Source organism: Allosphingosinicella sp. (assembly GCF_059502505.1).
On sequence record NZ_JCACEU010000014.1, the window covers coordinates 195002 to 213526 of the forward strand.

General features: G+C 67.0%; 17 protein-coding genes and 2 tRNA genes. 10 read left to right on the plus strand and 9 right to left on the minus strand.

The genetic code is table 11. From position 1 onward, the window contains the following. Positions 1-3 precede the first annotated feature (3 nt). On the minus strand, positions 4-1125 hold the full coding sequence (locus AC5JBD_RS03145; RefSeq protein WP_495720305.1) for an App1 family protein phosphatidate phosphatase: 1122 nt from the start codon (positions 1123-1125) through the stop codon (positions 4-6). A 71-nt stretch (positions 1126-1196) separates the two neighbouring features. Here AC5JBD_RS03145 and AC5JBD_RS03150 point away from each other — a divergent pair, with 71 nt between their 5' ends. Continuing rightward, positions 1197-1838 carry a phosphatase PAP2 family protein gene (locus AC5JBD_RS03150; RefSeq protein ID WP_495720306.1) on the plus strand — a complete coding sequence of 214 codons (642 nt, stop codon included), beginning with the start codon at positions 1197-1199 and terminating at the stop codon, positions 1836-1838. Here AC5JBD_RS03150 and AC5JBD_RS03155 read toward each other — a convergent pair. Continuing rightward, positions 1771-3012, minus strand: a complete 1242-nt coding sequence (locus AC5JBD_RS03155) for an FAD-dependent oxidoreductase (protein ID WP_495720307.1) — start codon at positions 3010-3012, stop codon at positions 1771-1773. The genes AC5JBD_RS03150 and AC5JBD_RS03155 overlap by 68 nt on opposite strands. A 19-nt stretch (positions 3013-3031) precedes the next feature. Further along, positions 3032-5440: a TonB-dependent receptor gene (locus tag AC5JBD_RS03160; protein WP_495721175.1), complete on the minus strand. Its 2409-nt coding sequence runs from the start codon at positions 5438-5440 to the stop codon at positions 3032-3034. Between the two features lie 230 nt (positions 5441-5670). On the opposite strand from AC5JBD_RS03160, the gene AC5JBD_RS03165 reads away from it, so the two are divergent. The 3 genes from AC5JBD_RS03165 to AC5JBD_RS03175 all read left to right on the plus strand — a co-directional run bounded on the left by AC5JBD_RS03165 (position 5671) and on the right by AC5JBD_RS03175 (position 8701). Further along, entirely contained in the window at positions 5671-7569 is a 1899-nt protein-coding gene (locus AC5JBD_RS03165; RefSeq protein ID WP_495720308.1) for a M1 family metallopeptidase, read from the plus strand. A 17-nt stretch (positions 7570-7586) separates the two neighbouring features. Next, a complete protein-coding gene (locus AC5JBD_RS03170; RefSeq protein ID WP_495720309.1) occupies positions 7587-7964 on the plus strand; it encodes a hypothetical protein in 378 nt (125 codons plus the stop codon). A gap of 86 nt (positions 7965-8050) precedes the next feature. Then, on the plus strand, positions 8051-8701 hold the full coding sequence (locus AC5JBD_RS03175) for a hypothetical protein (protein WP_495720310.1): 651 nt from the start codon (positions 8051-8053) through the stop codon (positions 8699-8701). A gap of 48 nt (positions 8702-8749) precedes the next feature. Here the strand turns inward: AC5JBD_RS03175 and AC5JBD_RS03180 are convergent, their stop codons facing one another. Continuing rightward, positions 8750-9115 carry a gamma-glutamylcyclotransferase family protein gene (locus AC5JBD_RS03180; RefSeq protein WP_495720311.1) on the minus strand — a complete coding sequence of 122 codons (366 nt, stop codon included), beginning with the start codon at positions 9113-9115 and terminating at the stop codon, positions 8750-8752. Between the two features lie 152 nt (positions 9116-9267). Between AC5JBD_RS03180 and AC5JBD_RS03185 the strand changes: the two genes are divergently transcribed. Next, a complete protein-coding gene (locus AC5JBD_RS03185; RefSeq protein ID WP_495720312.1) occupies positions 9268-10719 on the plus strand; it encodes a S41 family peptidase in 1452 nt (483 codons plus the stop codon). Positions 10720-10734: 15 nt separating this feature from the next. Here the strand turns inward: AC5JBD_RS03185 and AC5JBD_RS03190 are convergent, their stop codons facing one another. From AC5JBD_RS03190 to AC5JBD_RS03210, 5 genes are all read right to left on the minus strand, one after another. Further along, the gene (locus AC5JBD_RS03190; RefSeq protein ID WP_495720313.1) at positions 10735-11220 is read right to left on the minus strand and encodes a GNAT family N-acetyltransferase; all 486 of its coding nucleotides are present in this window, start codon (positions 11218-11220) and stop codon (positions 10735-10737) included. Between the two features lie 11 nt (positions 11221-11231). Beyond that, positions 11232-12074 (minus strand): TIGR00266 family protein, encoded by an 843-nt coding sequence (locus tag AC5JBD_RS03195; protein WP_495720314.1) that lies wholly within the window; start codon positions 12072-12074, stop codon positions 11232-11234. Between the two features lie 41 nt (positions 12075-12115). Next, positions 12116-12904 (minus strand): class II aldolase/adducin family protein, encoded by a 789-nt coding sequence (locus tag AC5JBD_RS03200; protein WP_495721176.1) that lies wholly within the window; start codon positions 12902-12904, stop codon positions 12116-12118. A 62-nt stretch (positions 12905-12966) separates the two neighbouring features. After that, positions 12967-13608, minus strand: a complete 642-nt coding sequence (maiA, locus tag AC5JBD_RS03205; RefSeq protein WP_495720315.1) for a maleylacetoacetate isomerase — start codon at positions 13606-13608, stop codon at positions 12967-12969. Between the two features lie 21 nt (positions 13609-13629). Next, positions 13630-13705: transfer RNA gene (locus AC5JBD_RS03210), tRNA-Thr, on the minus strand. A gap of 163 nt (positions 13706-13868) precedes the next feature. Between AC5JBD_RS03210 and AC5JBD_RS03215 the strand changes: the two genes are divergently transcribed. The 5 genes from AC5JBD_RS03215 to AC5JBD_RS03235 all read left to right on the plus strand — a co-directional run bounded on the left by AC5JBD_RS03215 (position 13869) and on the right by AC5JBD_RS03235 (position 18524). Beyond that, complete coding sequence (locus tag AC5JBD_RS03215; protein WP_495720316.1) at positions 13869-15176, plus strand: PAS domain-containing protein; 1308 nt, start codon at positions 13869-13871, stop codon at positions 15174-15176. Between the two features lie 89 nt (positions 15177-15265). Then, a tRNA-Ser gene (locus AC5JBD_RS03220) sits at positions 15266-15355 on the plus strand. 67 nt (positions 15356-15422) lie between these two features. Then, positions 15423-16457, plus strand: coding sequence for a S66 peptidase family protein (locus AC5JBD_RS03225; protein ID WP_495720317.1), 1035 nt, complete (start codon positions 15423-15425; stop codon positions 16455-16457). 48 nt (positions 16458-16505) lie between these two features. Beyond that, positions 16506-17765, plus strand: coding sequence for a serine--tRNA ligase (serS, locus tag AC5JBD_RS03230; protein WP_495720318.1), 1260 nt, complete (start codon positions 16506-16508; stop codon positions 17763-17765). Positions 17766-17831: 66 nt separating this feature from the next. Next, positions 17832-18524, plus strand: coding sequence for an alpha/beta fold hydrolase (locus tag AC5JBD_RS03235; protein ID WP_495720319.1), 693 nt, complete (start codon positions 17832-17834; stop codon positions 18522-18524). Position 18525 lies beyond the last annotated feature (1 nt).

An 18525-nucleotide genomic window follows, 5' to 3' on the forward strand; every position in this document is an offset into this window, starting at 1 on the left:
CGCTTAGGGCTTCTCCGCCGGCTCGACCACCGCCTTCGCCGCTTCGAGTGGCCGGTCGAGGTCGAGTTTCTTCACCACCGCCACCGCATCGTCGAAGCCGGCGCCGCAGAAGGTCGGCACGCCTTTCCCCTCGATCTGCTGGAGCAGGTCGCCCTCCGGTCCGGAGCGGCAGCTCCCGTCGACGTCGCGGATGAACACGGCGGCGACACGCTGGCCGAAATCCTCGACGACCTTGGCATAGATGGTGACGTCCCGCTGGCCGTTGTCGCCGATCAGGAGGAATTTGAGATCGGGATAGAAAGCGAGCACCGTCTCGATCGCCTCCAGCTTATGCTCGTCATGGCCGGTATGGACGAGCTTGTCGCGGTCGACGCCGTAATCCTTGAGGAACATCGGCCCGTGCGGGATCGCGTTCAACTCCATGAACTCGGTGATGAAGCCGTAGAGGTTCCACGGGGAGGAGGAGACGTAGAAGAAGGGCCGCGCCGGTGCGACGTGGTCGCGGGCGATCATCTTGTAGAGCGTCGAGGCGCCCGGCACCGCCAGCCGGTCCTGAGGGCTTTCGATCAGCACTCGGCGCCAGTTCTTGAGGAAGTCGGTCGCGCCGGTCTCAATCACCGTATCGTCGATGTCGGACACGATGCCCCAGCGATTGTCGCGGCCGGGCGCCACAATCGGCACCTCGATCCGATCCTTCTGCGCCTCGCGTCCGGGGGTGGAGAGCGTCACCTTCTCCCACTGGGTCTGCTCCGGCAGCGGCTGCTCCACCGGGACCTCGAAGTCGAAATAGCCTTCCGCGTCGGTGACCGCATCGACGATGCGGCCATAGCCTTCGAGCCGCACCTCGACGCCGGGCAGCTCGTGGCTGTTGTAGATCTCCATCATCGCGCGGAGCCGCGACCAGGCTCCTTCGCCGGCATCGAGCGGCGGTTTGTAGCGGACGATCCGTCCCTTCAGCCGCATCGAAGCCTCGTTCCGATAGCCCGCATAAGCGAGCAGCCGCACCTTGTGCCCATGCTTGCCGGCCGAGAGCAGGTCCTCGACACGGTCGAGGTCCCGCTCAAGGTCAGCCACGGCGGCGTGAACGAAGCGGCGGAGACGGGAGGGCGGTCGCTGATCGGCCATCGCAGAGGCAACCCGATCGAGCGCCGGCTGTTCCATCGGCACCCAGAACCGGCGGAGCGCGTTACCAGCCTATGTCGAACGAGACCAAAGCTATCGAGAAAGCGGGTGAGGCGCTGATGGACGCCGACGCTTCCGTTACGGAAGCGCTGGTGCCCTTTCGCAAGGCGCCGGCGATCAAGGCCCTGAGCTTCCTTTCAGAGCTCGGCGATCAGCCGCAGGCGCGGGCACTCTGTCTCGGCATCCTCGCTCTGGGGGTCGCCCGGGCGGAGGGGCGGCTGGTTCGCGCCGGGGCGCGCATGCTGCTGGCGCATGAGGCGGCCACGCTTGCGAAGAATTTCGTCAAGCATCGGGTCGACCGCACCCGGCCGCGCTCACGCGGCAACGGGAAAGACCATAAGCCGAGGCCGGGCCGCAAGACCCACAAGGAGGAGACCAGCTTCCCCTCCGGCCACAGCGCCGGGGCGGCGGCAGTCGCCCGGGCCTTCGCGCGCGATTATCCGAAGCATGCCGCGCCTGCTTATGCCGGCGCGGGCCTGATCGCTGTGGCCCAGATCCCGCGCTGCGCCCATTATCCGACTGATGTCGGGTCCGGCCTCGCCATCGGCGTCGCGGCGGAAGCGGCGGCGTCCTGGCTTTTCGATCTGATTAGTGAACGTCTCGAGCCTGCTTTTCGCCCTTCGAAGCCAGCGAGAAGCGGGGTTCGCCAGCCTTGAGCGTGCCAGTGACCAGTCCCGCCGCATAGCGCCCCACTTCGGGTCCGTGCTTGAAGCCGTGGCCCGAGCCGGCGCCGACCAGCAACACGTTCCTCATGCGCGGGTGGAAATCGATCAGCAGGTCGCCGTTTGCGCTATTCTCATATTGGCAGACCCGCGCCTCGGTCATCGGGCGCCTCGCGAGGCTCGGGAAGCGCCGCTCCATGAACGCGCGCACGTCCGCAAGACCGGTGGCCGAGGGCGTGCGTTCGCCGCCGTCCGGATCGAAAGCGGGCCCGTGGGCGTCGTGCGCGATCTTGAAGCCGCGGCCCTCGAGGTCCGGGAAGCCGTAATAGATGTCCCCCGCGTTGAAGTCCGCCCAGCCGGGAAGGCGGCCCGGCTCGAAGCTGCGGTCGCCGGGTGCGGGCGCGAAGAAGAACACCTCCTGCCGGGTCGGAAAGATCCTTCGTCCGAGCACGGCCGGAAACAGTTTCGGCAGCCAGGGGCCGCAAGCGAAAACGAAGGCGTCCCCCTCGATCACGCGGCCGTCCCGGGTGCGGATCTGCGTCAGCCGGTCACCGCTCTCCTCCGGCGGCAGCACTTGGGCATGCTCGTAAAGGCCGCCGGCCGGGACATAGTGCGCCACCAAGGTCTGGATCGAACGGCGCGCCATCAGGGCGCCGAATTGCGGCTCGAACAGCCCCGCTTCGATCCCGCTGAAATCGATCTGGGGCCAGCGCCGCCGCATCTCCGTCAGGTCGAGCAGCTCGGTCGGCAGTTCCAGACGCCGGTGCACTGCCACGCTGTCGGTGACATAGGCTTCGGTCTTCGGGAAGAAGAACAGCACGCCCGTCTGGTGGAGCAGCGGCAGGTCCGACCGCGCGGACAGCGCCTTCCATTCGGCGAGCGAGTCCAGCGCCATGCGGGTGTAGACCTCGTCGCGGCCATAGGCGCCGCGGGTCATGCGCGACTCCCCGCCCGAGGAAGCGCGGCTGTGCGCCGGTCCCCAGGCGTCGAGCAGCTGGACCTTGGTTCCGGCGCGCCGGAGATGCTCCGCGGTCCAGGCGCCGAACGCGCCTGCGCCGACCACCGTCACTCGCGCACCGCCACCCAGCGATTGCGCCCGCACGATCGCGGGCGCGGCGATCGCTGAGGCCGCACCCGTCAGAGCGGCTCTCCGGGTCAGCCGGGGCAAGGCCGCCGCCCCGCCGCCGTCAGAACCGCTTGCGCGCGGTGATGCCGTAGATGCGCGGCTGGCCGACTTGGAAACCCAGGCGCGCCCGCCCACCCCGCTCGCGGTCGAACGAGAGGATGGGATTCTCGTCGAACACATTGTTGATGTAGGCGATCACCGACAGCTCGTTCGGGAATTCCACCCCAGCGCTGAGATTGACCAGTTGGTAGTCCGGCAGCTTGAGGTCGATCGTCGTCGCGGCGCCGGCCGGCTGGCCGCCGAACGGCAGGCCGTGGACGAAAGTGCGCGGATTGTTCTCCTGGTCGCCCGGTTGGGTGAAGCGGCTGCCGACATGCTGGACCGACGCGGCGAAGATGCCCTGTGTCCCGTCGGTGGCGAGATCGACACTGTACGCGGCGCTTGCGGAGATCTGGAACTTGGGCACCGACGGCAGCCGGTTGCCCTCGCGGATGCCGCCGATGACGTTGCCGCCGCTGGTCAGCGTGGAATCGAACTCCGCCTCGAGCAGGCTGCCCGACAGAGCGAGGTCGAGATTGTCGACCGGCTCTGCCGCCAGCTCGAACTCAATGCCCATCGTATGTGCCTTGGGCACGTTGAAGACGATGCGCGACGAGCAGGTGCCGGCGTCGAGCGTCACCTGAAGGTCGCTGATGTCGGTGTAGAAGGCAGCGGCGTTGAGAGTGACGCCGCCGCCGAACTGCGACTTCACGCCGACCTCGTAGTTCCACAAGGTCTCGTCGTCGAACGCGCCTTCGAACGGCTCGAAGGTCGTGCGGTCCTCGGGCGTGCAGAGCGGCAGGTTCAGCGGATCGTTGACGCCGCCAAGCCGGAAGCCCTTCGCCGCCTGCGCGTTGAGCGTGATCTGGTCGCTCGCCTCATAGCTTAGCAGCAGGCGCGGGTTGAACCCGTCGGAAGAAGTGGTCTCGCCCGTGCGGTTGGTCGGGTCGGCGAACAGGCCGCCGAAGCGGATGTCACGGACTTCCTCGAAGTCGTAATAGCGTAGGCCGCCGGTCGCGGTTAGGCGCCCGATCTGGTAGCTGGCCTCGCCGAACAAGGCCTTCTGTTCGATGTCGTACGGCAGGAAGGAGTTGAACGGCGAATTGGGAACGGTGAAGCCGTTGCGCGAGCCTGCAGCCGTGCCCGGCCCCAGCACCTGATCGGTAAACGCGTCGTAGCCGGGGGTCGGCAAGACCTGCGCATAGACGCGCTGGATGTCGGAGTAGAAGCCGCCGAGTACCCACTGGAACGGCCCGTCCCCGGTGGAGGCGAGGCGGAGCTCCTGGGTGAGCGTCTCGAGTTTGGTCGTGTCCCTGAGGTTGGACGGCAGCAGCACGCCGGCCGCGGGGAAGCCGAGGTCGACCGAGACGCTGCCGGTCAGCGCGCTGGCGTCGCGGCTGACGAGGATGTCGCGATCCGTGTAGGAGGAGACAGAGGTAAGCTCCACCCCGCCGAAATCCACGGTGGCGACGAGGTCCGCAATCAGCGTGTCGTCCTTGAACGTCTCGTCGAGCAGCAGATACTGCTCGCGCTCGTCGAAGGTAATGGCCGGCCGCGTCGTGGTGAACGGGTTGCCGTAGAGATTGTAGACGTCCTGCCGGTTGAACCCGTTTGCCCGAATCTGCTGATAGACAATACGCGGCGTGATGCTGAACGTCTCGTTGGGCTGGATCAGCAACGAGATGCGCCCGCCGCTTCGGCGTCCGTCATTGACATCCTCGTCAAAACCGCCGCCCTCGCGGAACGCGTTGATGAAGCCGCCATATTCGCTGTGATACCCGACGACGCGGAGCGCCGCGTAGGGCGAGAGTGGGAAGTTTACCGCGCCCTTGATGTGGCCGCCGAGATCGTCGCCGTCGACGAGGTTGAGATTGCCCTCGATAGTGCCCTCGATGCGGTCGAGGTTCGGCTGGTTGGTGATGTAGCGGATGGTGCCGCCGACCGAGCCCGAACCGAACAAGGTGCCCTGCGGTCCTCGCAGCGTCTCCACGCGGTTGAGGTCGAACAGGTCGAGGTCGGGAGTGAACAGCGAAAGCGAGATCACCGACTCGTCGAGATAGACGCCGACCTGCTCCTTCACGCCCGGCTGGTCGCGGACGATCTGGCCGGAGGAGACGCCGCGTACCGAGACCTGGCTCTGGCCCGGTCCGAGATTCTGCACGCTGAGACCGGCGACGTTGCGCGACAGGTCCTCGATCGTCACCGCGCCGGAGCGCTGGATGTCTTCCTCTGTCTGGGCGTTGATCGAGAAGGGAACGTCCTGGATGGTCGAGGCACGCTTCGTGGCAGTGACGATGATGGCGTCGTTCTGCTCGACCTCTTGAGCGCCGGTGCCCTGACCACCTCCTTGCTGAGCGAGGGCGGCGGAACCGCCGAGGAGAGCCGCGGCGGCAGTGCCCGCGAGGAGAAGAGTCGTCCGCCGGAAGTTCATGCGCGCCATAGCAACCCCCATTGCTTACCGTTGCAGTAGAGTAATGAAAGCGCGCGACCCGGCCAAGCTCTAGCACTAACCTGAAGCAAGAAGGCGGAGGTCTGTTGCAAGTTTGTGACAGGGTGAGGCTTCAGGGCCGCGGCTTGTCCGTCGCTGCGGGCATCGTTAGCGTCCGCCGCTTTCCGCACCGACAGGACGTGCCCGTGCCCCGCTTTCCAAAAATCGCCGCAATGGCCACCGCTTTTGGCATCCTGCTCGCCGGCTGTTCGGCGGAGAAGCATCAGGACCAGGCGGCGCAGGAGAAATCGGGCGAGCGGATGGTGGCGCCGGTGCTGACCGGCGCCGATGCGCGCGATCCGTTCAGCTATGCGCGGCCCCAGGAGGCGCGGGTCACGCACGTAGCGCTCGATCTAACCGCCGACTTCGCCGCCAAGCGCCTCGGCGGCACCGCCACCCTCGACCTGCAGGCCGCGCCGAATGCCAAGGAGATCGTGCTCGACAGCAAGGGCCTGGAGGTCGCTTCCGTGACCAACGCTGAAGGGCAACAGCTCCAGTTCGCCGTTGGACAGGCGGATGCGGAGCGCGGAGCGCCGCTGACGGTTCAGCTCAACGGCGCGAAGCAGGTCAGGATCGCCTACAAGAGCGCGCCGAACGCGGAGGCGCTGCAGTGGCTGACGCCCGCCCAGACTGCGGGCAAGCGGCAGCCCTTCCTGTTCAGCCAGGGGCAGCCGACCCTCAACCGCACCTGGATACCCACCCAAGACAGCCCTGGCGTCCGCCAGACCTGGGAAGCGCGGATCGTCGTTCCCGAGCCGTTGAAGGTGGTGATGAGCGGCGAGAATCTCGCGCGCGAGGGAGAGCCGGTGGAGGGCGGCGGCCGCGCCTTCCGCTTCCGCATGGACAAGCCGGTCGCCCCGTACCTGATTGCCATCGCCGCCGGCGACATCGCCTTCCAGTCGCTGGGGCCGCGCAGCGGCGTCTATGCTGAGCCTGTGACGATCAAGGCCGCCGCGGCCGAGCTTGGCGACACCGAGAAGATGATCGACGCCGCCGAGGCGCTTTACGGCCCCTATCGCTGGGGCCGCTACGACATGATCGTGCTGCCGCCTGCCTTCCCCTATGGCGGCATGGAGAATCCGACGCTGACCTTCCTCACGCCGACCTTCATCGCCGGCGACAAGAGCCTCAATGGTCTCGTCGCGCATGAGCTCGCCCACAGCTGGTCGGGCAATCTCGTGACCAACGCCGTGTGGGCGGACAGCTGGCTCAACGAGGGCTTCACCTCCTATTTCGAGAACCGCATCATGGAGGCCCTCTACGGCCCCGAGCGGGCGGCGCAGGAGGCGGCGCTGTCCTTCGCCGAGATCAACACCGTCCTCACCGGGAACGGCCGGACCTCGCCGGTCACGCGTCTGCATAACCCGGAAGCGGGCACCGGCGGCGAAAGCGGCATCGTCTACGACAAGGGCGCCGCCTTTCTCCGCACAATTGAGCAGACTGTCGGGCAGGAGCGGTTCGATGCCTATCTCCGTTCCTATTTCGATCGGCATGCGTTCGAGCCGATGACGTCGGCCCGCTTTCTCGCCGACCTGCGCGAGCATCTCATCCGCGGCGACGCGGCGCTGGAGGAGAAGCTCAAACTCGACGAATGGGTCTACCGGCCGGGCCTTCCCGCCAATGCCCGGGAGCCGCAGTCGCAGGGCTTCGCCCGCGTTGACGCTGCGATGCGCGCCTTCGCGGGAGGCGGCCCGGCTTCGGCAGTGCCTTATGCCGGATGGACGACCGCCGAGCGGCTGCGCTTCCTGAACGGCCTGCCGCGGGAGCTGCCCCAGCCGCGCCTCGCCGAGCTCGACCAGGCGCTGCGCCTTTCGCAAAGCGGCAATGCCGAGACCCTGTTCGCGTGGCTGCAGCTGGCGCTGGCCAATCGCTACGAACCCGCCGTGCCCGTAGCCGAGCGATTCTTGCTCGCCATGGGCCGGCGCAAGTTCGTGGCGCCACTGTTCGAGACGCTGATGGCGGAGGGCGAATGGGGCCGTCCGATCGCGGAGCGCATCTACGCCAGGGCACGTCCGACCTACCATTCGGTCACCACCGGCACGGTCGACGAGACGCTGAAGGGCGGCGCCTGAGGAACAAGGAGACGGTGATGAACGCGATACGGTGGATCCTCTGCGCAGCAATGCTGCCGGGGCTTGCGGCATGCGACAGCGGAGCGCCGCCGAGGAAGACCAAATCGATCATCGCCGCCAATCCCTATCAGGAGAAGCTGGTCGCCTTGAGCGAGCTCAACCGGTCGCTGGCGCTGCGGCGGGCGGTCCAGGATAGCGGTGAGCCCTGCAAGCGGATCGACCAATCCGGCTATCAGGGCATGTACAAGTCGCTCCACATGTGGACGGCGCGCTGCTCCGGGGGGCGGGACTGGGGCATTTTCATCGCTCCGAGCGGCGACGTCCAGGTGCGTAGTTGCGAGCATCTGAAGCAGCTCGGCCTGCCCGAATGCCGGTTGCAGCCGGCGGCGAGCTGAGCCGCGCCGGGGCGCGGGCGCAACACCTTCGCATCTTGTGCGTTCAACCTGCCGCAAGCGGCGGGGCGTACGTGGAGTTAGGTGTTATGAAGCTTCTTACCGCAATGACCGCGCTCGGCGCGCTCGCGATCGCGGCTCCTTCGGCCGCGCAATATGGCAATCAGAACCAGAATTATGCGAATGTGAATGTTGGCGGCGCCGTCGGCCTCAGCAACCGCATCGCCAATCTGGACACGCGCTTCCAGGCGGGTGTCCAGTCCGGCGCGATCACCCGGGCCGAAGCGCAGCAGCTTCGCCCGCAGCTGCGGCAGCTGCGCCAGATCGAGCGGCAGTATAGCGCCAACGGCCTCACCCGCACGGAGCGGGAGGACCTGCAGGCGCGGATCCGCGACGTGCGCCAGCAGCTTCGCGTCGCCGACAACAATGCCGGCAACCGCTACACCAACTGGCAGGACGACGACGGCTATTACGGCCAGGGCGGCGTCTATGAGCCGGTCGAGCAGACCTGCGAGCGCCGGAGCGGCATTGGCGGCCTGATCAGCGGTCTCCTCGGCGGCGGCCGCGATTGTCTCGAAGTAGGCGAGCGGGTGAGCGGCAACCTCTACGGGGTGCCGGCTGCCTACCGGAACCAGTTCCGCGACGGCTACGGCTATTATTACCGCTCCGACGGCCAGAATATCTACCAGATCGACTCCCGCAGCCAGACCGTGCTGCGCGTCTATCCGATGAATCGCTGATCCTCGGCGGCAGCTTCATCAGGCGCCCGGGCTTCGGCCCGGGCGTTTTCATTTGCCGAGGTCCGGTCCGACATAGACATGAGCCTCCTCGCCCGAAGCGAGCCGGGTGAGGATACGCGCGTACGCATCGGCCTCATAGCGGTCGGTTGCCTGAAGCTCTGCCGACGTGATCCGGAACACGACGCCCGGAATGCGATCCTCGTCATTGCCCGTGCGGCGCGCGATCGTATGGACCGCGGCACCACTGATCCGCACCACCGCGGGATCGGTGATGGCGAGCGGCGCCAGAGCATAGCGTGGCAGCACGTCCGGCCGTCCTTCGAGCAAGCGGCCGTACGTGGCGCGCTGCACTTCGGGCAGCTGGAGCGTGCCATAGGAGAAAAGGAGGACAGTCGGCTCGAAGAGATCGCTCATGTTGCTCCCATGGGCTCGCTATCCGGCGACCCGATTTGGGAGTAAACTATCGCCGCCAATGCCGCATGCCCATTGCCCGCCGGAGCATCAACTTACAAGCTGACACGGTGGAAGCTCTTGGCTAAGCAGTTGAAGCTTTTGGGAGAATCGGGATGAAGCGCGTTCTTGTCGGGTTGATGACGAGTGCAAGCCTGGTGCTGACCGCTTGCGGCGGCGGCGGCGGGAGCACGCCGACGCCAAGCCCCGGCCCGATCGCGTCGCCTGCGCCGACGCCCGCGCCGACGCCGGCACCGACAGCCACCTGCTCGCTGCGCACGCGGCAGGATTGGGTCCTCGCCCAGATGCGCGAATGGTATCTTTTCCCCGAGACGCTGCCGGCCAGCCTCGATCCGACGCCCTTCAACTCCGTGGAATCCTATCTCGACGCGCTGACCGCTACCGCGCGCTCCCAGGGTCGTGATCGCTTCTTCACCTTCCTCACCTCGATCGCCGAGGACAATGCGTTCTTCAGCTCGGGCTCGAGCGCGGGCTTCGGCGTGCGCCTCTCGACCGACCCCGCGGCCCGCCGCTTGCACATCGCCGAAGCGTTCGAAGGCGCGCCGGCGCTGAACGCCGGCATCGACCGCGGCACCGAGATCCTCGCCATCGGCACCAGCGAGGCGAACCTCCGCTCCGTAACCGACATCTTCGCGACAGAAGGATCGCAGGGCATCACGAATGCTCTGGGGCCGAGCACGCCCGGCACGACGCGCGTGCTCCGCATCTCCGATGCGTCCGGCACGCGCAACGTGAGCGTCAGTAAGGCGAACTTCGCGATCCCGCCGGTATCCAGCCGCTACGGCGCGAAGATCATCGACGATGGCGGCCGGCGCGTGGGCTATGTGAACCTGCGGACGTTCATCAACACGGCCGATCCGGCGCTACGCAACGCCTTCGCTTCGTTCCGCGCGCAGGGCATCACGGAGGTGATCGTCGACTTCCGCTATAATGGCGGCGGCCTCGTCTCGATCGCGGAGCTGATGGGCGACCTGCTGGGCGGCAATCGCGCCACCAGCGAAGCGTTCAGCTTCACCACCTTCCGTCCCGAGAAGGCGGTGAACAACGAGCGGCGCAATTTCCAGCCGCAATCGCAGTCGATCGGCTCGACCAAGATCGCCTTCATCGGCACCGGCGCCTCGGCCTCGGCAAGCGAGCTCGTGATCAACTCCTTCATTCCATATCTGAAAGCCAATGCGGCGCTGGTCGGCTCCAACACTTTCGGCAAGCCCGTCGGCCAGATCGCGCTCGACCGCGCGGTCTGCGACGATCGCCTGCGCGTGGTCGCGTTCAAGACCGCGAACGCGGCCCAGCGCGGCGAATATTTCAACGGTCTCGCCACCGAGGTCGAGGCGAGCTGCGCCGCCGGCGACGACATCAGCCGCCAGCTCGGGGATCCGCAGGAAGCCTCAACCCGCGCCGCGCTTGACTATCTGGCCGGGCGCAGCTGCACCCCGATCAGCACCGGCGCCACGACGCAGTCGTCCGGCTCCGGCAAGACGAAGCGGGAGATGCTGATGCCGGACCGGCCGAGCAGCGCACAGCGCGAGGTGCCCGGCCTGTTCTGACGGCCGGCGCGTGATCTAGCGCCAGCATTCCATCAGAACCGCCCGGCCCCAGCGCGTGTCGAGCGGCTCGCTGGCGATGCGGAAGCCGGCCTTCTCGTAGGCGCGGATCGCACGCTTGTTGTCGGGGTGCGGATCGGTGCCGATCGCGGGCGCGCCAGCGGCGAACAGCCGATCACAATGCGCACGGACGAAGGCGCTGCCGTGGCCGCGGTCCAGCATGTCCGGCTCGCCGATATATTGATCGATGCCGCGCGATCGCGGCGGCAGATGCGCGAACGGGTGCGCGTCCCAGGCGTGGGGGTCGTAATCCTGGGCGTAAGCAAATGGGCGGCCGCGCCACTCGACGATCCACATCGCCACATTCGGCTCGCCGAGCATTTCCTCCGGATCCTCGAGTTCGGGCTCGCCCCACCACATCCGGACTTGCGGCTGTCGTCGCCATGCGCGGAGGAGCGGGATGTCGCCGCGCTCGACCGCGCGGAAGCGGTAGCCCTCGTCCACTCGGGCGGCCCTCAATTTCCCGAGATGAGATCACCGAGGGGCCCGAGTGCAGATCCCTGCCCGCGATTGCCGCCCGGTCCGCCGGGCATGGCGGCGGCGAGCATCCGCCCGGCGAGGCGGGCAAAGGGCAGGGACTGGATCCAGACCTTGCCGGGCCCGGTGAGGCGGGCGAAGAACAGGCCCTCCCCGCCGAACAGGGCGCTCTTCACCCCGCCGGCGCCGATCAAGTCGAAATCGACCGAGGAGGTGAAGGCGGCGATGCAGCCGGTGTCGACGTGGAGCTGCTCGCCGGCCTTGAGCTCGCGCTCGATCACGGCCCCGCCCATCTGCACGAACACCCAGCCGTCGCCCTCAAGCTTCTGCATGATGAAGCCCTCGCCGCCGAACAGGCCGGTGAGGATGCGGCGCTGGAAGTGGATGCCGATCGACACGCCCTTGGCGGCGGCGAGGAAGCTGTCCTTCTGGCAGATGAGCGTGCCGCCGACCTGGTCCAGCCGGATCGGCAGGATCGCGCCCGGGACCGGCGCGCCGAACGCGACGCGAGCCTTGCCCTGGCCGCGATGGGTGAAGACGGTGGTGAACAGGCTCTCGCCAGTGACCAGCCTTTTGCCGGCGCCGAGCAGCTTGCCCATGAAGCCGCCTTCCTGGCCGCGGCCGTCGCCGAAGACGGTGCTCATCTCGACCGTCGCGTCCTTCCAGACCATCGCGCCGGCCTCTGCGACCGCGCTTTCGCCGGGATCGAGCTCGATCTCGACGAACTGCAGCTCCTGGCCCTTGATCTCATAGTCGATGTCGTCGGCGAGGCCGGACTGGCGATGATGCTGGCGCGGCGCGCCCCAAGGCGATTCGGGCATGACTTCTCCTTGCGAAAGACGGACGGTTCGACGGGCGGCGACTAGGTCGCGAAGCTGGGATCGAGGCGATAGGCCTTGCGGAGCAAAGCCGGCCAGGCAAGCGCGCCGGCGGCCATCTTGAGGCCCATCTTGCCCTGCTGGGCAGTGATCTCCGGCGAGCCCTGCGGCGGATTGTTGAGATTGCCCTCGCCGGCGGACAAGGCGAGGATCTGCGCCTGGCAGGCCCGTTCCAGGAAATAGAGCTTCACGAAGGCCTCGCCCACCGTTTCACCGACCGTGAGAGTGCCGTGATTCCGGAGCAGCATCGCGCCCTTGTCGCCGATGTCGGCGATCAGCCGCTCGCGCTCGTCCAAGTCGACCGCGACGCCCTCATAATCGTGATAGGCGACGTCCTCGCGGATCAGCATCGCGGTCTGGGTCAGCGGCAGCAGGCCCTCGCCATGCGCCGACACGGCTTGGCCGTGCGGCGTGTGGAGGTGCATCACGGCATGCGCATCCTCGCGCGCCATGTGGAGCGCCGAGTGGATGGTGAAGCCGGCGGGATTGGTAATGAACGGCGTCGGCTCGACTGGCACGCCGTTCATGTCGACCTTCACCAGGCTCGATGCGGTCACTTCCTCGAACATGAGATTATAGGGGTTGAGCAGGAAATGGTGCTCGGGCCCGGGCACGCGCGCCGAGAGGTGGGTGAAGATGAGGTCGTCCCAGCCGTAATGAGCGACCAGGCGGTAGGCGGCGGCGAGATCGACGCGGACCTTCCATTCCGCCTCGGAGACCTTGCCCTCGAGCGACGGAATGTCGACCGAGGAGAGCGGCGTCACGCCCGACATGCCGCTGTTGATCGCATCCACTCTGCCCATCGCGCGTCTCCTTTGGGGAAAGCTTAGCGGCTTCAGGCGGCCGGCGCGACTCTGTCGGGATGCGCGGCGGCAAAGGCTTCGTGCGCCGTCGCTTCGGCATCGGCGCGCACCAGCACGGGATAGTCGTCCAGCGGCACGCCGAAGCGGCGAGCATTATACATTTGCGGCACCAGGCAGATGTCGGCGAGGCTGGGCGAGTCCCCGAACAGGTAACGTCCCGCCCTCTCCTTCGCCATCGCCTCCAGCGCCGCGAAGCCCTGCCCGATCCAGGTCGCGATCCAGGCGTTCTTGGCCTCCTCATCCTGGCCAAGCGGCCCGACCAGATGCTTCAGCACCCGCAGATTGTTGAGCGGGTGGATATCGCAGGCGACGATCAGCGCCAGCGCGCGGACATGGGCGGCGTCGCCGGGATCGACGGGCAACAGCCGCGGTTCCGGACGCGTCGCCTCCAGATAACCGATGATGGCGAGGCTCTGGGTAATCCGCCGCCCGTCCATCTCCAGCATGGGCACGAACCCCTGCGGATTGCGGGCGCGATATTCCGCTTCCTTCTGCTCGCCGCCGGCCAGGTTGATCGAGATGCTCTCATGCTCGACCCGCTTCAGGTTGAGCGCGATCCGAACGCGATAGGCGGCGGAGGAACGGTAATAATCGAAAAGGACGGGCTTCGTCATGCGCACCTCTGCGCCGAGAGGTGGTGCCGCTTACAGGACTCGAACCTGTGACCCCATCATTACGAATGATGTGCTCTACCAGCTGAGCTAAAGCGGCATTTCCGGTAGGCCGCGGCCATTATCAGGGGGTTCGCGCGCTGACAAGCGATCCGCGAGCCGCGCCCGGCGGGGCGGCCGGTAATCAAGCTTAACGCTTCTTCAACCATGGTCGGTGCAGGGTCGGCAACGCATTTCCGCGGACCATGCGGCGAGGACAGCGAATGGACAGCTTTCGGGCTTTTGAGGACAATGCCGAGTACGACCTCCATGAGGAGGACGAAGCGGCGATCGAAGCTCCGCCCGAGATCGGGACGGACGAGCGCCGGATGCACGTCCGCGCCTACAATCATTGGGTGTCGCTGCTCGACGGGCGCGCTTATCCGCTGATCCACGATCTCGAACCGTCGGAGATCGAGGATTTCGGGCCCAACAGCGTGCTGCTGGACTTCTCCGAGAATAGCGAGAATCCGGCGATCACCTATGTCGGCCAGGAGCTGCGCGACGAGTGCAGGCTGAGCCAGGACATGCGCCGCATCAGCGACGTGCCGAGCCGCTCGCTGCTCTCGCGCCTCACCGACCATTACATGCAGATTATCGCCAATTGCGCGCCGATCGGCTTCGAGGCGGAGTTCGTCAGCCAGCGCGGCCACAACACCATGTATCGCGGCATCCTGATGCCTTACTCGTCGGACGGCGACACGATCGACTTCATCTACGGCGTGATCAACTGGAAGGAGATCGCCGACAGCGCGACCGCCAGCACCATCGCCGTCGAGGTCAACCGGGCCGCTGCGTCCGCGTCTCCGGTCGAGGCCTGCCCGATCTGGGCCGACGGTCCGCACGCCGAAGCGCTCGAGAGCGGCCCGTTCGCCTCATCGGTCGCGGCGATGGAGTTCGGCAGCACGATCGACGACAGCGCCGAACCCACCGTTGCCCCGGATGCGGGGCTTGCCGATCGTCTGTGTATCGCCCGTGACGTCGCGGAGGCGGTCAAGAGCGCCGATGCACGCAGCCGCACCGCGCTGTACCGCGCGCTCGGCCAGGCCTACGACTTCGCGCTCGCCGCCGAGGCATCACCGGAGGATTATGCCGAGATCCTGGAGGATGCCGGCCTCAAGGCGCAAGAGCGGGCACCGATGACTCCGGTGGTGAAGCTCATCTTCGGCATCGACTATGACAAGACCCGCCTCACCGAATTCGCCGCCGCGCTTTCCTATGGCCGGCGCGAAAATGTGGCGCAGGGCGGGCTGCAGGGCCTCCTGGAAAGCGTCTCCGGCGGCCTCAAGGCGATCGTTCAGGCCGAGCGCCAAGCTCGTCGACCAGAACGGAAGGGGGACAGCATCGAGGCCGTTCGTGCGACGATCCGCTCCGGCAACGCCCTCGCCCATCTCGACCTGGACACCGGGGATGCCGAGGAGTTCGTGCTGCTGGTCGCTCGGCGCGAGCCGGACGGGACGCTGGCCGTGGTGGCTCCGGTGACGCACGATCAGGGGCTCGTCGATCGGGCCATTCGGCGCCTTCGGGACTAAGCGCGCTTCGCCTGTTCCAGGAAGAATCCGGTTCACCCTTCAGGTTGAACCTTCCGTTCGCGCTCTCTATAGGCCGTCGCTCGGCGCTCGGAGACGTGGGTGAGTGGCTGAAACCAACGCTTTGCTAAAGCGTCATACGGGAAACTGTATCGAGGGTTCGAATCCCTCCGTCTCCGCCACTTCTTCCGACATGTGAGCACAATCCGGGCGGTCGCCGCCTGCGGGCGGTGCTGCTATGGCGGACCGATGCTGGACAGACGAACCGCCCTTCGCACCTTCGGCGCCGCCTCGGCGGCGCTGACCCTCGCGCCCGCCGCTTTCTCCGCGACCCCCTCGCGCAATCCGCCGCGGCTACGCCCCGGCGATACCGTCGGCCTGATCGAGCCCGCCGGGTTTACCGATGACGAATTCGACCTCGCGCTGGTCATGGACACGGTGGCGGCGATGGGGCTGGTGCCGAAGCCGGCGCCGCATCTGATGGCGCGTTACGGCTATCTCGCCGGCAAGGACGAGGCGCGCGCGGCGGATGTGAACGCGATGTTCGCCGACAAGACCGTGCGGGCGATCTTCGCGGTGCGGGGCGGCTGGGGCTCGGCGCGAATTCTTCCCTACCTCAAGTGGGACGTGATCCGCGCCAATCCGAAGCTGCTGATTGGCTTCAGCGACATCACCGCGCTCCACATGGCGATTGCGGCGCGGGCGGGGTTCACGACCATCCACGGGCCGAATGCGGCAAGTGCCTGGGGCAAGCTGTCCCTGGCCTCGTTCCGCGAACTCGCTTTCGAAGGTGGAACTCCGCTCTATCGGACACCGACGGGGGACGACGATCGGCTCGTCCAGCGCAGCGGGCGGATTCGGACGTTCCGGCCGGGCAAGGCGACCGGGCGGCTGCTCGGCGGCAATCTGACGGTGCTGAGCGCGCTCGTGGGGACGCCGTACTTGCCGAGCTTCGACGGCGCGATCCTGTTCATCGAGGATGTCGACGAAGCCGAATACAGAATTGACCGGATGCTGACGCAGCTCGCGCTGGCGGGCGTGCTTCGCCGCGTCGCGGGCGTCGTCTTCGGACAATGCACCTCCTGCCGGGCGGAGGGGCCGTCCTACGGCGGCTTCACCCTCTCGGAGGTGCTGAAGCAGCATCTGGAGCCGCTCGGCGTGCCGGCGTTCCAGGGCGCGCTGATCGGCCATGTGGCGGACCAGTTCAGCATCCCGGTCGGTGTTCCTGCCGAGATCGATGCCGCGGCCGGGACGATCCGCATCCTGGAGCCGGCGGTCGCCTAGCTCCGCTCCGCGCTTGTGTTTTGCACCGACGCTCCATAGGCGCGCCCCATGCTGAGCCTCCAGTTCATACGCGAGAATCCCGACGCCGTGCGCAAGGCGATCGCCGACAAGGGCGTGCGGGTCGACGTCGATGCCTTGCTCGCCCTCGACGCGGAAGTGCGGGCGATGAAGACCGAGGTCGACGACCTCCGCCGTCAGCGCAACGAGATCAGCGCCGGCTTCAAGAGTGCGGCGCCGGAGGAGCGACCGGCGCTCGGAGCCCGGGCCAAGGAGATGGGCGCGAGGTCCGCCGAGGTCGAGGCGCGGCTGGCGGAGAAGGGGGCGGAGCTGGATGCGCTGATGCTGCGGCTGCCCGGTATTCCGTGGGAGGGGGCGCCGGTCGGACCCGATGAAAGCTTCAACACCGTCGTCCGGACCGAGGGCGCCGTTCCGCAGTTCGACTTCGAGCCGCTCGATCATGTCGCGCTGATCGAGAAGAACGACTGGGCGGACCTGTCGCGGATCACGCAGGTCGCGGGATCGCGCCAATATGCGCTGAAGGGGCGGCTGGCATTGCTGGAGCAGGCGCTGATCTTCTGGGCGCAGCAGCGGCTCGCCGGGGAGGGCTTCACGCTGATGACGGTGCCGGCGCTGGCGCGACCGCAGGCGTTCGTGGCGACCGGCCATTTCCCCGGGCACGAGGAAGAGGCCTACGAGATCCCCAAGGACGATCTGTATCTGGCCGGCACCGGCGAGATCGCGCTCACCTCTCTCCATTCGGGCGAGATCATCGAGGCGGAGCAGCTGCCGATTCTCTATGCCGGCTATTCGCCCTGCTTCCGGCGCGAGGCCGGCAGCGCCGGGCGCGACGTGCGCGGGCTGCTGCGCGTCCATCAATTTTACAAGCTCGAACAATATGTGATCTGCGCCGACGATCCGGCGGAGTCGGCACGCTGGCACGAGCGGCTGCTCGCCAATGCCGAGGGGATGCTGAAGGCGCTGGAGATTCCCTATCAGGTGGTCGAGACCTCGACCGGCGACATGGGCCTCGGCAAGTTCCGGATGAACGATATCGAGAGCTGGGTGCCGAGCCTCGGCAAGTATCGCGAGACGCACAGTTGCTCGACCTTGCACGACTGGCAGGCGCGGCGTGCGAACCTCCGCTGGCGGGACGAGGAGCGCAAGGTGCGTTTCGTCCACACGCTCAACAATACCGCACTGGCAAGCCCGCGCATCCTCGTGCCCCTGCTCGAAAACCACCAGACGGCGGACGGACGAGTGCGGCTTCCCGAGGCGCTCCGGCCGCTGATGGGCGGCGAATATCTGTAGCCGGAACCGCCGCCTTCGCTCGGGCGCTTTGAACTTCGGTAATCAAAGCGTCATAGTGCAGGAAAGATGGCCAGCGCCGCACCTTCCGATCATCGAGCGCCCGGGCTCGGTCAATTCATCCGCGAAGGCGGATCGCTGCTGGCGCTGCGCACCTTGAGCCTGATGCCGCTCCGGGCAGAGAAGAAGAGCGTCGGCCAGGGCCGGCCGGTGATGGTGATCCCAGGCTTCCTCGCCACTGATTGGTCGACCGTAATCCTTCGTGGAACGCTCGAGGCGGCCGGCTATCGCGCCTACGGATGGGGGCTCGGCATGAATCTCGGCGCCCGACGCGACCTGATCGAGCGGATGGAGGCGCAGCTCGACCGTGCGGCGCGGCGTGGTCCGGTCAGTCTGGTCGGCTGGAGCCTCGGCGGCCTTTATGCGCGCGAACTGGCCAAGAAACGGCCGGATAGGGTGGCCCGGGTGATCACCCTCGGCAGCCCCTTCTCCGGCGATGTCCGAGCCAACAATGCGTGGCGTCTTTACGAGCTCATCAACGACCACAAGGCCGATGCGCCGCCGATCGAGGCGCGGGTGAACGAGAAGCCGCCGGTGCCGACCATCGCCTTCTGGTCGCGCCAGGACGGCATCGTCGCCCCCGCCTGCGCGCGAGGCGAGCCGCACGAATGCGACCGCAGCATCGAGCTCGACTGCACCCATATGGGCTTCATGACCGCCGCCTGCGCAATGCAGGCCGTGCTGGATGCGCTCGCCGACTGAG